Raw genomic sequence first — 13,904 nt, 5'->3', positions numbered from 1 at the left:
GATCGAAATGGCGATCGCCCTAATCTCGACACACGTTACACCAACGCCCCTAACGCTTTCAATGTCGATTTCTGAGCATTCCTCAATCCCGTTGCGCCTTGAATATTCATACCTTCAAACAGCCGATCGCCCATCAACGTCCGGTTACAGCCACCAGTTGCGACATCCCACACTTTAATGGTGCGAATGATAAATTAGGTCTTTTGGGCAATCATATAAACATGATTTTCAGGATACTGGTCATATTCGAGATGGCGGCAGGTGCAATGATGCTCAACCAGAATTTGCAGAAAAGTATCTACACCCAAAGTGCTGTAATCAAAATCTTGACCTTGAAATGCTCCCGAAACCTCGCTGCTTGTATGTCCGCCGCCACAAGTGAACAGGATCACCCCATTGGATTCAAGCCCATCGCATAGCTTTTGTATCACAGGCGCTTGCTTGTTGATTGGCAGATGAAACGTGCTATCCCACGCTGCAATCAGGCTGTAAAGTTTCGGTGGCTGCCAATCACAAATGTCTTCCCGGTAAAACGTGATTTCTGGATGTAGCTGCTGGGCTAAATTGATCATTTCGCTAGAAATATCAAGTCCTTCAGGCTGAAATCCATGCTTAGATAAGCTGTTAATAAAACGTCCGCTACTTCCACACCCGACATCAAGTGCTGCGTGCTGCTTAGAAGTAAATTTGATCGCCCGTTCTAATTGGGCAATCCCGTAGGTTGAATCTTGATGCTGAGTTTGCCACCATTGGGCAATTCGGTCGTAGCGGGCCGATGTATCATTGGGCTCCATAGAGTCACCTCATAAGTGTCGATCGAGATTTTCAGGACAATTAAAATCTTTCTCTACGGTACACCCAGACTACGCGATCGCCCCTAACCCTCTCAATGTCGCTTTTTGAGCCTTTGTTAATCCCGCCCGGCCTTGAATATTCATTACATCTTGAACACTACCAAATTTTTCAATGTTTCAATTTCTGGCTGTCAGTGGGAAAGTGGCGATTTCTGTTGCAGATTCTGGCAGAGGGGAGCGCAGACAAAGATAAACTAGCAGCCCTAACAGCGGAACTAGAGACACTGCCCAAAAAATGCGATCGTCCGCGAGTCCGCGGCGTGCCATGTCGTCTCCCAGAAGTGAGGGAAATATTACAGCCATCAAGCAACAATCCCAAGTTATTAAATGCACAAAAGGAATTGACTGCCACTGCTTGACAAAATCTCCCCAATCTCCATTTAACCAAGCCCAAGCTAACAGCCAGATAGTAGTTAGTAAAAGTACAATGCCTGTCCAGCGGGAGTCTGATATTTTGATTAACATATCTTTGCGGCCGGAAAATTGTGGTTGAGGCTGGCGGAGGAGTAAATAGGGAATTAAGCCGATGATGCCCGCGCCGTTGGAAGCGATGAAAGCAGGCCAAGCGGATATATTTTGGGTTTTCTCGTCAATGAATAGCAGGCAAGCGTAGACCATCGGCCAGACTCCCATGAGAGCGAAGATTGTGACAAGGTAGGGGTTAATTCCTTCTAGCTGGAATTTGAGCATTTTTTCCATAACTGTTAGCGTTCCGGGCTGATCGAGAGGAGCTAGCAGTAAGGTGTAGGCAATAAATGTTGCCCAGAGCAACCCCAGAAAAATTTTTGTTTTCATTATTATATATAACGAGTATTTGAACCCGGCTAAATTAAATTATGGTAAAGTAACGCCCGAGTTAGGCGCGTCTATCTTAGGTCATAAGCACTTCGATTGGAACAGCGGCTGCAAACCCCGTTTTAGTTCGGGGATGAAAGGCTCTACAGCAGGCGATCATTACTTTAGGCAGACGCAGGGGCCATGTCAGGAGAGATACATTTTAAACAATCGATTGTTTTTATTACAAAACCCCTTAGCAAAGGAGTTTCAGCGGTGAACTTAATATCTGTAGAGGAACTCAAAGCGCTGGTACAACAATCTCCTGGATTGTGCGTATCAATTTATATGCCAGTCGCTCAAGGAACAGAAATTCAACAAAACCCGATTCGGTTCAAAAATTTAATCAGAGAGGCTGAAGAAAAAATTGTAGAGTACGGATTTGACAAAAAAGAAGCTGCCCAATTGCTAGAGCCAGTCCGAGCAGAAATTGACCAGGAAAACTTTTGGGAAAATCAAGGCAACCTGCTGGCGATTTTTGTCGGTTCGGGATTTTTCCGCTACTATAGCTGTCCGGTGAATTTTGACGAATTAGTGGTTGTAAGCGACAATTTTCACGTCAAACCGCTGATGCCTCTGCTGACAGGAGATAATTTATTTTATGTTTTAGCTCTCAGTCAGAAGGAAGTGAGACTGATTGAGTGTACGTCTTACAGTGCTCGGGAAGTTGAAGTTGAAAACTTGCCGAGAAGCCTTGAGGAGGCTCTGCAATATGACCCGACTGCTAAAGAAGGTCAGTTTCGGATTGCTACTTCAAAAGGAGGCACTAATAATTCCTTTCAGCAGCCGGGAAGTTTTCACGGCCAAGGAAGTCCGGATCGAGATGAGCCTCAGCAGGAAATTTTGCAGTATTTCCACATAATCGATGCAGCACTGCACGAATATTTGCGGAATAAAAAAGCTCCTTTAGTGTTAGCTGGAGTGGAGTATTTGCTCCCGCTTTACCGAGAAGCCAATACTTACCCCCATTTAGTTGAAGAAGGAATTACAGGCAACCAGAAACTTCTCAAGCCGGAAGAGTTGCGGGCCGAAGCTTTGCCGCTGGTGGAACCTTTGTTTTTGCAGGCTCAGTCGGAGGCGATTGCACAATACCACGATCTGACAGGAAGCGATAAAATTTCTGCTGACTTGAAAGAAGCTGTTTCGGCTGCTTATTTTGGACGAGTCGATCGACTGTTTGTTGCTCTTGGCGTTCAGCAGTGGGGTAGCTTTAATCCCGAGACGAACTCGGTGCAAATCCATCCCGATGCAGAATTGGGTGACGAAGATTTGTTGAATGTCGCAGCAATTCAAACTATTCTCAACGGCGGAACGGTTTATGCAATGCCGCCGGAAAAAGTGCCGAACGAGGCACCTTTAGCTGCTATTTTTCGCTATTAATTTACCAGGTTGAAAGCAATGGAATCTAGTTCAATGACAAATTCCGACAAACAAAACCAAAGTAGCAGCGGCGATACCGAACGCTGGGCATCTTTAATTGGCGGCGGGGCGCTGGTGCTTTTTGGTTTGTCGCAGCGTTCTTTGAGAGGTGCTTTGCTGGCGGTTGCCGGTGGCAGTTTAGCAGCCCGCGGTCTGGGGGTTGTGGAGGGTTTGCAGTCGGCTGCAGATCCGAATCAAAGCATTAAAGTTGAAAAGACGGTGACGATCGACAAACCGGCTGATGAATTGTACCGTTTATGGCGCAATTTTGAAAATTTGCCTCGGTTTATGAAGCATCTCAAACACGTTAGCGTAATAGATGAAACACGTTCTCACTGGATTGCCAGCGCGCCGATGGGCAACAGTGTGGAATGGGATGCAGAGATTGTCCGCGAAGAAGAAAATCGCTTAATTGCTTGGGCGTCTGTGGAAGGATCTGATGTTGACAATTCTGGCTTTGTGCGCTTTCAACCGGCACCAGCGGGACGCGGTACAGAGGTAAAAGTTGTCATCGAATACAACCCTCCGGGCGGTGCAATTGGTGCTGGTGCTGCTAAACTATTTGGCGAAGCTCCCGAACAGCAAATTGCCAATGATTTACGTCGCTTTAAGCAGTTGATGGAAGCTGGGGAAATAGCGACTACGGAAGGTCAAACTTCGGGCCGCAAGTAAGTATCGCACTTTTGGTGGTAAGCCCTTGTAGGGACACGGCGAGTGTAGGGACTTAGGCCCAGCCCATAGGTGTTCAACTTAAGCTTTTTGTCCACCAGTCCTCCCGCCCACCCCTTAGTCCGCCAGGGAATGAATTCCCTGTCTAATAGCTAAAGTCCTCTCAAAGAGGACTAAAAAACTCATTAGTCGTCTTCAGACGACTTTAGCTTTGAGGCAGGGGTTTCAACCCCTGTCGGACTAACTGAAAAACTCATTAGTCGTCTTCAGACGACTTTAGCTTTGAGGCAGGGGTTTCAACCCCTGTCGGACTCTCGGTTGTACGTTAAGTTGACACCTATGGACTCTTGGAGTGTCCCTACGGCACGAGCGATCAAGTGGGATGTCCTTGAGTACAAAACGTAGAGTTTGTGCTCTCAAGCTATTTGTTGTTTACCTGATTAGCTGATGTCATCTCAAGTGGTTTTCGGAAATGCGGGCGTTGAAGGTGCAAGTCGGGGCGGTTGGTTTGCCGGTCACTTTATGACGCCTGAAGATGACCCGCGATCGACTTCTGTTTTAGAGGTAAAATGGGGCACTCACCCCGCCGGAGATTGTAGGACTCAGTGGGCGGTAAATGCGGCAGCCACGACGCTTTCTATCCTGGTAAAAGGGCGGTTTCGCCTACAATTTCCAGAGCAAGAAATCTTGCTTTCTCGCGAAGGAGATTATGCTCTCTGGCTGCCGGGAGTGCCTCATTATTGGTCGGCCGAGGAGGATTCGGTGATCGTCACTGTGCGCTGGCCTTCCCTGTCGGGAGATAGTTCTGGAGTTAAGAATTAACTTTAACTTCTGGAACCAAAACGCGGCCGCTATAACCCGCGCGCTGGTAGCGATCGATCGCCTCGGATGCGATCGCACCCGCTTTCCCACTCTCCACCAAGGCTACGCAAGCACCGCCAAAACCTCCGCCCGTCAGCCTTGCGCCGAAGACTCCGGGGATTGACTGCAAGATGGCCGCCAGCGTGTCTACTGCAGGCACCGAAACTTCGTAGTCGTCGCGCTGACTGGCATGGGAAGCATTCATTAACTCGCCAAAACGCTCTGCTGGCAAAGATTTTACCGCTTCGAGTACCCGGTTGTTTTCAGTAACCACGTGCCGCGCTCGTCTTCTGAGGGGTTCCGGCAATACTTCGACAGCTTGGGGATCGGCGATATCCCTGAGAGCTTTTACTCCCAATATCCGGGCGGATTCCTCACACTCGGCGCGCCGCTGGTTGTAGCCGCTTCCTGCTGCGAGTTGGTGGCTTTCGCCACTGTCAATTATTAAAATTTCTGTGTTTGTGGGAAAAGGTATCGGGCGGCATTCGAGGCTGCGGGTGTCGATCAATAGCATGGTGTTGGTGTCTGCTAAACTCGATGCCATTTGATCCATGATCCCACAGTTCAAGCCGGCATATCGGATTTCCACTTGCTGTCCGATTTGAGCTAGCCGCACGTCGTCTAGGGGGATGTTCAGCAGCGCCCGCAGTCCTCTGAGGGTTGCTATTTCTAAAGCGGCGCTGCTGGACAAACCGGCTCCGATCGGCACAGTCGAGGTAATGTAGAGATTTATTGGCGGTATTTTGTATCCTTCTTTTTCTACAAGTCTCAGGCAGCCACAGATATAACTGACGAATTTTTGCGGTATGGTATCGTCGTCTGAAAAATTTATGAGTTCGTCATATTCTGCTGAATAAACATGGTGTCGATCGTCGCTGCTGAAGCCGATTTGTACTGTGGTGCGCTGGGGAATCGCTGTTGGAAGTACAAATCCATCGTTGTAGTCTGTGTGTTCGCCCAGCAGGTTTACTCGGCCGGGGGCGCTGGCTGTGGTTTTGGGTAATGTACCAAATACTCGTTGGAATTTCATTTTTGGGGAATTGGTAATTGGTTCTTGGTTAGTTGTTATTGGTTATTTGGAAAAACAGCTATCCGTGTATCCGTGCCTTCCGTGTCGTGCTGTTGGTAATTGGGAATAAATTAATTTATTTTTTATCGTTTATCCTTTTATAGTGCCCATGTTTTTTGGTTAGTTCAACCCCTGTTAACAAAAATAAACATGACCGTAGGTTAGGAAAAGATATTGAGCTGTGATAGAATGACAGGCTAAGATTTCTCCAAAAATTCAAAAAATGCGATCGATCAGACCCCGGAAACAGTTTGCTCAACATTGGCTCAAAAGCGAGAAAGCCTTAGATAAGATTGTGAAAGCGGCTTCTTTGGATCGCGATCGCGTCCTAGAAATTGGGCCGGGCACGGGGATTTTGACTCGACGCTTGCTGGCTGCGGCTGAGTCTGTTGTTGCTGTGGAGATCGATCGAGATTTGTGTCTCAAGCTAGCCAAACAACTCGGCAAAACCGACAATTTTTTACTGCTGCAAGGCGACTTCTTGGAAATGGACTTAGAGGCTGAATTAACGGCTTTTCCCAAATTCCACAATCCCAATAAAGTTGTTGCCAATATTCCTTATAATATCACCGGCCCGATCCTGCAAAAACTGCTGGGAACAATATCTGTTCCTGCTGCTAAACCCTTCGATGCGATCGTGCTGTTAGTGCAGAAAGAAGTGGCCCAAAGGCTTTACGCTAAACCGGGTTCGACAGCTTTTGGCGCGCTGTCAGTGCGTGTGCAGTATTTAGCAGAATGCGAGTTAATTTGTGATGTGCCGTCTAAAGACTTTTTTCCGCCGCCAAAAGTCGATTCCGCCGTGGTGCGGCTGCTTCCCAGAGAGATAGAAACTGCGGCGGTTAATCCGCGCTATTTGGAGAATTTAGTTAAGTTGGGATTTGGTAGCAAGCGCAAGATGCTGCGAAATAATTTGAAAGGGGCTGTGGACTTAGATAAACTCGTTCACTTGCTGGAAGAGTTACAGATAAATCCTCAATCTCGCGCTGAAGATTTAAGCGTGGATCAATGGGTAAGTTTGAGTAATAATATGCTCTCAGATGTTTAAAATTCAAGATTGTGTTAGATACCCGACTTCTTAAATAAGTGGCGTATTTGGGAATTCTTTTTTTATCAGGACTTACGCATCGGGGCCCATAAACCGGGTTTTTTACCGAATCTGCTGTGTACAACGAGTCTTTTCGTAAAAAAAATGGTTGCTCAACAATCGGGCGTAATTCCTATTTACGAAAAACCCCTATTTGGTCTGACTACTAACAGTTGAATTGAGGTTTTATGGGGATTCTTAAAGGTTTATTGCAGGCTAATCGGAATTTTAATAATAAATTCTGCACCTTTCCCCGGTGCAGAAATACACTGCAATTCGCCTTGATGTCTTACTGTGATAATTTGATAGCCAATTGATAAACCTAATCCCGTGCCTTTACCTACTGGTTTAGTGGTAAAAAATGGATTAAATAACTGGTTCCTCACCGATTCTGTGATTTCTGGCCCGTTGTTGCTAATTCGGATTTCTACGACTTCACTTTCTAAAAGTTTGGTAGAGATTTTGATGAGGCGGGGATTCGTTTCATGGGCTGCAATCGACTCGCTGTGGCTGTCATCTTCTAAAGCATCAATAGCATTAGCCAGGATATTCATAAACACTTGATTTAGCTGTCCGGGGTAGCACTCTATTCGGGGTAAATTGCCATATTCTTTGATAACTTGAATATTCTCCAAACCGGGCTTAGCATTCAATCTGCTTTGCAAAATCATCAGTGTGCTGTCAATTCCTTCATGAATGTCGGCTAATTTCATTTCTGCTTCGTCAAGGCGAGAAAAAATTCGCAGCGACTTGACAATACCAAAAATCCGCTCAGCGCCGTTTATCATAGAAATTAATATTTTTGGCAGGTCAGAGATGATAAAGTCTAAATCTATAGACTCGATTTTTTCTTGAACTATGGGTATGGGATTCGGATATTGCTCTTGATAGAGATTCACCAGTTCTAGCAAACTATTGGCATACTGGCGGGTGTGAGTAATATTGCCGTAAATAAAGTTAATCGGATTGTTGATTTCATGAGCAACCCCAGCGACCAATTGCCCTAAAGATGACATTTTTTCGCTGTGAATTAGGTTGGATTGAGCTTGCTTCAATTCAGACAAGGCTTGTTCGAGCTGTTGAGTTTGACATTTTAACTCTGCGGTGCGTTCCTCAACTCGAATTTCTAATTCTTCTTTAGCTTTTTTTAGGGCAGCTTCTGCTAATTGGCGCTCGACAATTTCCGATGCTAGGAGTCGGTTGGCAAATTCTAGATGTTGCGTTTGAGACTTTAACTCTGCGGTGCGTTCCTCAACGCGAATTTCTAATTCTTCTTTAGCTTTTTTTAGGGCAGCTTCTGCTAATTGGCGCTCGACAATTTCAGCTTCTAGGAGTCGGTTGGCAGATTCTAACTGTGCGGGACTGGGGAGTGCTAGGGCTTGAGGCATTAAGTCTACCAAAAGTATGGCTGTAGCTAATGAAATAAGGGCAGTAATTGCTTTCATTGTTCCTGAAAGCCAATAGTTAGGATACCAAAGTGTCCAGAGTTCAAATATGTGAGTGATGCCACAGGCGACGATAAAGGCTCCAAACAGGGCAAAGATCCAATCAAAAGGCAAATCTTCGCGTTTTGAAATAAAATAAACCAATGTAATGGGGATGGAAAAATACGCGAGTGCAATGATAGAATCTGAGGCAATGTGAAGCCCGACTAATGGGGTATGCCAGAGATAGCAGTGGCCGTGAGGAATAAATGGCCCGGAAGTAAAAAAAGTTTTCCACATTTCCTGCATAATATTTCCTTTGAGTTGTGAGAAAATGGACTCTGACTGGTGTCAATTAATTTCAACCAGGGGTTTCTTTCACCTGCGGCTTAATCACCTATGCGTTCATATTCTCTGCTAGCTTCAGCAAAAATCAATCTGTATTTGGAAATCATAGGCGATCGCCCCGACGGATATCACGAACTGGCGATGGTACTTCAAAGCATAGATTTAGCCGATCGAATTGACTTGCGCGCGATCGGTACGGACACGATTCGCGTGCGCTGCGATCACCCGCAAGTCCCTCCTGATAAGAATAACCTGGCCTACCGGGCGGCGGATTTGTTGGCGAAGCAATTCCCCGATGCTTTGGCGAAATACGGCGGAGTCGAGATTGCGATTCACAAACAGATTCCTGTGGCGGCGGGGCTTGCCGGCGGTTCTGCAAATGCGGCCGCGGTTTTAGTGGGGATGGATTTGCTTTGGCAATTGGGACTTACTCAGTCGGAGTTGCAAGAGTTGGGGGGAACTTTGGGTTCGGATGTGCCTTTTTGCATTGCGGGAGGTACGGCTTTGGCAACTGGTCGCGGGGATAAACTGTCGCCATTGCCCGATTTGGGGGGCTTTTCTGTGGTGTTGGCGAAGTACCGCAATCTCAGTATTTCTACTGCATGGTCGTATCAAACTTATCGCCAGCAGTTCAGTAGTTCCTATTGTGCAGCGGAAGATTTGGCGTGCCGCCGGGAACGGCTGCATTCGGGCCCGATGGTGGGGGCGATCGCCCAAAAAGATCGATCAAAAATTGGTCAATTGCTGCATAACGATTTAGAAAAAGTTGCTTTGCCCGTGTACCCGCAGGTGTTGCAGTTGCGGGAGGCTTTTGAGTCGGCGGGGGTTTTGGGGACGATGATGTCGGGTTCCGGGCCGACGGTGTTTGCGCTGGCGGAGTCTCCAGAGCAGGCTCAGCAGGTTTTGGAACGGGTTAAAAGTGCGATCGCTTCTCCCGATTTGGATTTTTGGGTAGCACAGTTTAGCAATACTGGGATTCGGATTTTTTCGGAGGAAAATGATGTAAAAGCGCCGATTCCGAGGGTGTAACTCGAAGATGGTGCGATCGCGATCGCCCGTTAAACCTGTCTAACAGGCGATGGTAAAGATGAATCTAACTTTTCGCAGAGTCTATGGAACTCGAAGAACTGATAAAATGTCATTCAACAGAGATTTTAGTTTTGGTGAATTAACCAAAAATCTAAAATCTAAAATCTAAAATCTAAAATCGCAATGACTGATTTAACTAATCCAGATTCTACTTCTCAGCCTCCGAGTTCGGCTGGAGATGCAACCTCTGCATCTTCCACGCCGCCGACGGTTTTGCGGTGTCTGACTGGTTCGCTGATGGCGGGCGGGTTTGCAGCAGCTTTGTACGCGCTAACTTTGTCGATCGCCCAAACTTTTGCTAATAAACCGATTCATTCTGACAATGTGACTGCAATTAATATTGCGGCGGCTGTGCGAACTTTAGTAATGGGAATTGTGGCTTTGGGTGCGGGTGTTTTTGCTTTTGCATCTGTCGGTTTGATGCTGCTGACTTTGCAACTTTTGATTCAAAAGTTGGTGAAAAAACCCACAGGTTGAAGTCTACAGGTTGAAACAATCAGGCTACACAAACTCTTCTCCGCAAGGCAAAGACTGCATAGTAAGATCGAAGCAATGGAATTATTTACGATCGGACACTCCAATCTGAGTATTGAAGCGTTTATTTTGCTGCTGCAACAACACGGAATTACGGCGGTTGCGGACGTGCGATCGCATCCGTTTAGCCGCTATTTACCTCATTTTAATAAATCCGAAATTAAAGCTTCTCTGTCAAGTGTCGGCATTCAATATGTTTTTTTAGGCAAAGAGTTGGGCGCGAGACCGGAGGATTTAAGCTGTTACGATACTAGCGGTAAAGCTTTATACGATCGCATAGCAGCAACTTCTCTATTTTCCGCAGGAATTCAGCGCTTGCTAAAAGGCGCCGCCAATTATAAAATCAGTTTAATGTGTGCGGAAAAAGACCCGATTACTTGTCACCGGACTATTTTAGTTTGCCACAAGTTGAAAGATTTTAACTTGCAGATTAATCATATTCTGTCAGATGGCAATTTAGAAGCGCACCAGCATTTAGAAGAAAGACTTTTGAGCAAGTTTAACAAAGGAAAAAAAAATAATGAGCCAATTCAGCTAAGCTTGTTTGAATTAGAGCCTAAAGTTAAACAGGAAATAGTTGATTTAGAAACCGCTTATTATCGTCACGGATTGGAAATCGCTTATGTCACAAAAGAAAGCAATTAATTTATTTACAATTGGTTTTACTCAAAAAAGTGCGGAGGAGTTTTTTGGGATTTTGATGAAAGCGGGAGTCCGCAGGGTAATCGATACACGGCTGAATAATGTATCACAGTTAGCAGGTTTTGCTAAGCGGAAAGATTTAGAATATTTTCTGCGAACCATTGGTAATATTGAGTATGTTCATGTGCTGGATTTAGCGCCGACTCAAGATATTTTGGATGATTATAAAAAGAAAAAGGGAGATTGGGATGTTTATGAACAGAAGTTTTTGGGCTTAATGGGCGATCGACAAATTGAACACAAGGTTTCATCGGATATTATGGACTGTGCGTGTCTGCTTTGTAGCGAACCAAAACCTCATAATTGTCACCGCCGCTTAGTTGCTGAATATCTCAGCGATAAGTGGAAAAATGTCACAATTAATCATCTTTGATTTAATGAAAATATTAGATAATTGTGGGATGAATCTAAGATCTAAAATCTAAAATCTAAAATCGAATGACTCGGATAATTTGTCTCGCTAATTCGTGGAAACGCGGCGACAGGTGCATCGCCGGAATTAATGAGGTTAAAGGTAAGTGGGTGCGTCCAGTTTCTGACTTACCAGATGGTCAGATTCCTAAAGAAATGCGGCAGATAAATAGACTTGAACCCGCGTTGTTAGATGTTCTAGAAATTCCTCTGGCGAAGACGGGGCCAGACTTTGGGTTTGAGTGTGAAAATCTTTCTGTTTTACCGGGAGAATGGCGGCAAGTCGGGAAAGTTCCGCCAGCATATTTGCTGAAATATTGCCAGAGTCAAGAATATATTTTGCACAACGATTTGCGATATGTTACGGTGGCATATATGCAGTCTTTGCCTATGTGCGACCGCCTAACTTTGCAATTAGTTAAAGCAGTAATATTTACGGTAAAAAAGCTAAGTCAAAGATTTGAAGGTGGTAATAAATGGGAAGGATCTATTGTCACGCAGCATGGTCAAAGATTGACTGCAACAATTACCGATCCGGTGTTTATTAGAAAGTTAGAATTGGGGTATCGACCGCAAAAAGCTTGTTTGGTAACAGTGAGTTTGAGTATGCCTTGGCGGCCCGATGATTGGGAGGGAGATGACCCTTGTTGGAAGTTGATTGCGGGTGTGGTAGAGTTGCCGGAAGATGTTGTTGATGATGAAATTTAGTTTTGACCCAAATGGGCGAACGCTTATTTATTTCTTTTTATTTACCGCAAAAACTCTGTTTGTGGTATAATTCTGCGGGACTGTAGCAGGAAGGGGTGCTTTTTGATGAAAGCAGAATTTTATTTTGACTGTCACAAATATATTTGCAGTTTAGTTCAAGTAGATTTTGTCAAAGAATTAAAAATAAAAAATCATCAAGGTTTTGTTTTGGCTGTTAAGCAAGGACAAAAGATTGGACTTTTGGGAAAAAGTCGCCATAATGCTAAACAAGTTGATGTATCTAAGCCACATTTTTATAATGTAATTAAAGCGGCTATGAGCGCTTTGGAATTAGAAACTAAAAATGAGGTGATATTAGAGAGAAATCGAACTCTTGCTGATGCCGAAAAAATGATTCAGCAGCAAAACCGAGAAATTCGCATTCTCAACGAACAGATTAGAATGCTGGGAACTAAGGTTGAGGAATTGTCAAGGGAAAAGCAGCAGTTATCAATGCAGCTAGTAGACAAGGAAATCAGAGAAACTGAAATTAGTCAAGAAATTGATAACTTTCCGGCTTTGGAGGAAGATTTAGTGGCGGCGGAAATTGAGCATCGGATTGAAGAAACTGAAATTAGTCAAGAAATCGAAGAATTGTCGGTTCAAGCTTCTGGGTTGGACGTGCAGTTAATAGAAAATCTACCGGATTATGAGGGAATTGATGTAAAGGAACAAATGACCGAAAGCGATGTTAAAAGTGTCACTGTAGAAATTAGAGAAGAAGTAGAATTTCAAGGAGGCGAAACAGAAATTAAGCGACTGCCTAAAAGAGGTTCCCAGAGAAGAATGAGAAAGAAATAATGATGATATATCTTTTCTAGAGTGTGAGGCGCTATTTATAGCGAAAATGTGCGCCATATACACGCTAAATATAGAGTTGATGCGTATCTATTGTGCATCTTTTATTCCTCGCTATGTGGCAAATTTTCTCTAATTATTGTCGGAAACCAACTGACGGCTGCTATTTGTCCGATCGCCCTGCTTTGTTTAATAAATCCGGGTACTTCTGCGATCGCCAAAAATGGAAAAGCTAAACTTTGAGCAGCACGATCGTATTTTCCCTCTACAAGCTGATATAGTTCTAAGGTTTGCCCGCGCTATCTCCAAAGTTCGGGAACGCCAAGGGAAGAATAGATTGTGAACTTATTTAGATAATAATTTGTGTAGTCAGACTCTACACCAAAATCCGGCGGGTCTGTTTCTAACTCAAAATTTTTGCTTCTGACTAAAGCTTAATTCTGGATGTAGAAACAGGTATCCGGTTCGATTTCTAGAAGCGGATTTTTACCGGATAAGATTAGGGTGTAGAGGAGGAATATAGGGAATAATGTAAAGTTTTGTGACAATCTTCCACACTTGTGCTATTTGCCACATTTGTTCCTGCGAGATATCCTGCGCCCAAATATGATATAAAGCCAATCGGATTAAATGGGGATTTCCACCCACAAAATGTATTAGTTTCTCTACATCCTGTATTGGCAAATTCAATCCATGCCGAAGTGCTAAATCTTGCACTTGAGCGCTGGTAAAATCAGGTATTTCAACTGACAGCCCTAGATTAAATGGGGATTGATTGATATTGAGGGGAATATAAACTTCTGTCGAGTGTACTACTACTAACCGAAGTTTCTGCCAGATATTACTACTGCGATCGCCATACTTGCCTTTTTCGTACCAAGCTCGCAGCAGACCAAAAAAGTCAGAGGCAATTTCGGGGTGAGTGAAAAGGCGATCGACATCATCTAAGGCGAGTACCAGCGGTGAATCGATTTGAGCTAATAAATACAGCGGTTCCCGCTGTTATGAGGTACAATCAATAATAATGAAATATCATTGTGTAATCAAACCTAATGAAAGCA

General features: G+C 44.7%; 16 protein-coding genes. 10 read left to right on the top strand and 6 right to left on the bottom strand.

The annotated features are described in order from the left end of the window. Nucleotides 1-35 precede the first annotated feature (35 nt). From QUA07_RS15905 to QUA07_RS15895, 3 genes are all read right to left on the bottom strand, one after another. Nucleotides 36-173: a hypothetical protein gene (locus QUA07_RS15905; RefSeq protein WP_333326680.1), complete on the bottom strand. Its 138-nt coding sequence runs from the start codon at nt 171-173 to the stop codon at nt 36-38. Nucleotides 174-194: 21 nt separating this feature from the next. Then, nucleotides 195-794: a class I SAM-dependent methyltransferase gene (locus QUA07_RS15900; RefSeq protein ID WP_333326678.1), complete on the bottom strand. Its 600-nt coding sequence runs from the start codon at nt 792-794 to the stop codon at nt 195-197. 177 nt (nt 795-971) lie between these two features. Further along, a complete protein-coding gene (locus QUA07_RS15895; RefSeq protein ID WP_333326676.1) occupies nt 972-1,649 on the bottom strand; it encodes a DUF2834 domain-containing protein in 678 nt (225 codons plus the stop codon). 255 nt (nt 1,650-1,904) lie between these two features. Between QUA07_RS15895 and QUA07_RS15890 the strand changes: the two genes are divergently transcribed. From QUA07_RS15890 to QUA07_RS15880, 3 genes are all read left to right on the top strand, one after another. Next, on the top strand, nt 1,905-3,068 hold the full coding sequence (locus QUA07_RS15890; protein WP_333326674.1) for a baeRF3 domain-containing protein: 1,164 nt from the start codon (nt 1,905-1,907) through the stop codon (nt 3,066-3,068). A gap of 18 nt (nt 3,069-3,086) precedes the next feature. Next, the gene (locus QUA07_RS15885; RefSeq protein ID WP_333326673.1) at nt 3,087-3,779 is read left to right on the top strand and encodes an SRPBCC family protein; all 693 of its coding nucleotides are present in this window, start codon (nt 3,087-3,089) and stop codon (nt 3,777-3,779) included. A gap of 444 nt (nt 3,780-4,223) precedes the next feature. Then, complete coding sequence (locus tag QUA07_RS15880) at nt 4,224-4,598, top strand: signal peptidase I (protein ID WP_333326671.1); 375 nt, start codon at nt 4,224-4,226, stop codon at nt 4,596-4,598. On the opposite strand, the gene galK is transcribed toward QUA07_RS15880, so the two are convergent. Then, entirely contained in the window at nt 4,588-5,667 is a 1,080-nt protein-coding gene (gene galK, locus QUA07_RS15875) for a galactokinase (protein ID WP_333326669.1), read from the bottom strand. The genes QUA07_RS15880 and galK overlap by 11 nt on opposite strands. 262 nt (nt 5,668-5,929) lie before the next feature. Here galK and rsmA point away from each other — a divergent pair, with 262 nt between their 5' ends. Next, nucleotides 5,930-6,751 (top strand): 16S rRNA (adenine(1518)-N(6)/adenine(1519)-N(6))-dimethyltransferase RsmA, encoded by an 822-nt coding sequence (gene rsmA, locus QUA07_RS15870; RefSeq protein WP_333326667.1) that lies wholly within the window; start codon nt 5,930-5,932, stop codon nt 6,749-6,751. A gap of 245 nt (nt 6,752-6,996) precedes the next feature. Here rsmA and QUA07_RS15865 read toward each other — a convergent pair whose 3' ends face one another. Then, nucleotides 6,997-8,523: an ATP-binding protein gene (locus tag QUA07_RS15865; RefSeq protein WP_333326665.1), complete on the bottom strand. Its 1,527-nt coding sequence runs from the start codon at nt 8,521-8,523 to the stop codon at nt 6,997-6,999. Nucleotides 8,524-8,613: 90 nt separating this feature from the next. Between QUA07_RS15865 and ispE the strand changes: the two genes are divergently transcribed. From ispE to QUA07_RS15835, 6 genes are all read left to right on the top strand, one after another. Next, nucleotides 8,614-9,591 (top strand): 4-(cytidine 5'-diphospho)-2-C-methyl-D-erythritol kinase, encoded by a 978-nt coding sequence (ispE, locus tag QUA07_RS15860; RefSeq protein ID WP_333326664.1) that lies wholly within the window; start codon nt 8,614-8,616, stop codon nt 9,589-9,591. A gap of 183 nt (nt 9,592-9,774) precedes the next feature. After that, nucleotides 9,775-10,128 (top strand): DUF3082 domain-containing protein, encoded by a 354-nt coding sequence (locus QUA07_RS15855; protein ID WP_333326662.1) that lies wholly within the window; start codon nt 9,775-9,777, stop codon nt 10,126-10,128. Between the two features lie 75 nt (nt 10,129-10,203). Continuing rightward, on the top strand, nt 10,204-10,830 hold the full coding sequence (locus QUA07_RS15850) for a DUF488 domain-containing protein (RefSeq protein WP_333326660.1): 627 nt from the start codon (nt 10,204-10,206) through the stop codon (nt 10,828-10,830). Then, the gene (locus QUA07_RS15845; RefSeq protein ID WP_333326658.1) at nt 10,808-11,260 is read left to right on the top strand and encodes a DUF488 domain-containing protein; all 453 of its coding nucleotides are present in this window, start codon (nt 10,808-10,810) and stop codon (nt 11,258-11,260) included. Before QUA07_RS15850 ends, QUA07_RS15845 begins: the two co-directional genes overlap by 23 nt. Before the next feature lie 65 nt (nt 11,261-11,325). Next, complete coding sequence (locus QUA07_RS15840) at nt 11,326-12,006, top strand: dual OB domain-containing protein (protein ID WP_333326656.1); 681 nt, start codon at nt 11,326-11,328, stop codon at nt 12,004-12,006. Nucleotides 12,007-12,111: 105 nt separating this feature from the next. Continuing rightward, complete coding sequence (locus QUA07_RS15835; protein WP_333326654.1) at nt 12,112-12,846, top strand: hypothetical protein; 735 nt, start codon at nt 12,112-12,114, stop codon at nt 12,844-12,846. A gap of 483 nt (nt 12,847-13,329) precedes the next feature. Here QUA07_RS15835 and QUA07_RS15830 read toward each other — a convergent pair whose 3' ends face one another. Continuing rightward, the gene (locus QUA07_RS15830) at nt 13,330-13,833 is read right to left on the bottom strand and encodes an AAA-like domain-containing protein (protein ID WP_333326794.1); all 504 of its coding nucleotides are present in this window, start codon (nt 13,831-13,833) and stop codon (nt 13,330-13,332) included. Nucleotides 13,834-13,904: the final 71 nt, after the last annotated feature.

Origin of the sequence: Microcoleus sp. T3_A4 (genome assembly GCF_036700465.1) — a bacterium.
GTDB lineage: Bacteria > Cyanobacteriota > Cyanobacteriia > Cyanobacteriales > Microcoleaceae > Microcoleus.
This window is presented reverse-complemented; position numbering and strand designations above follow the sequence as displayed.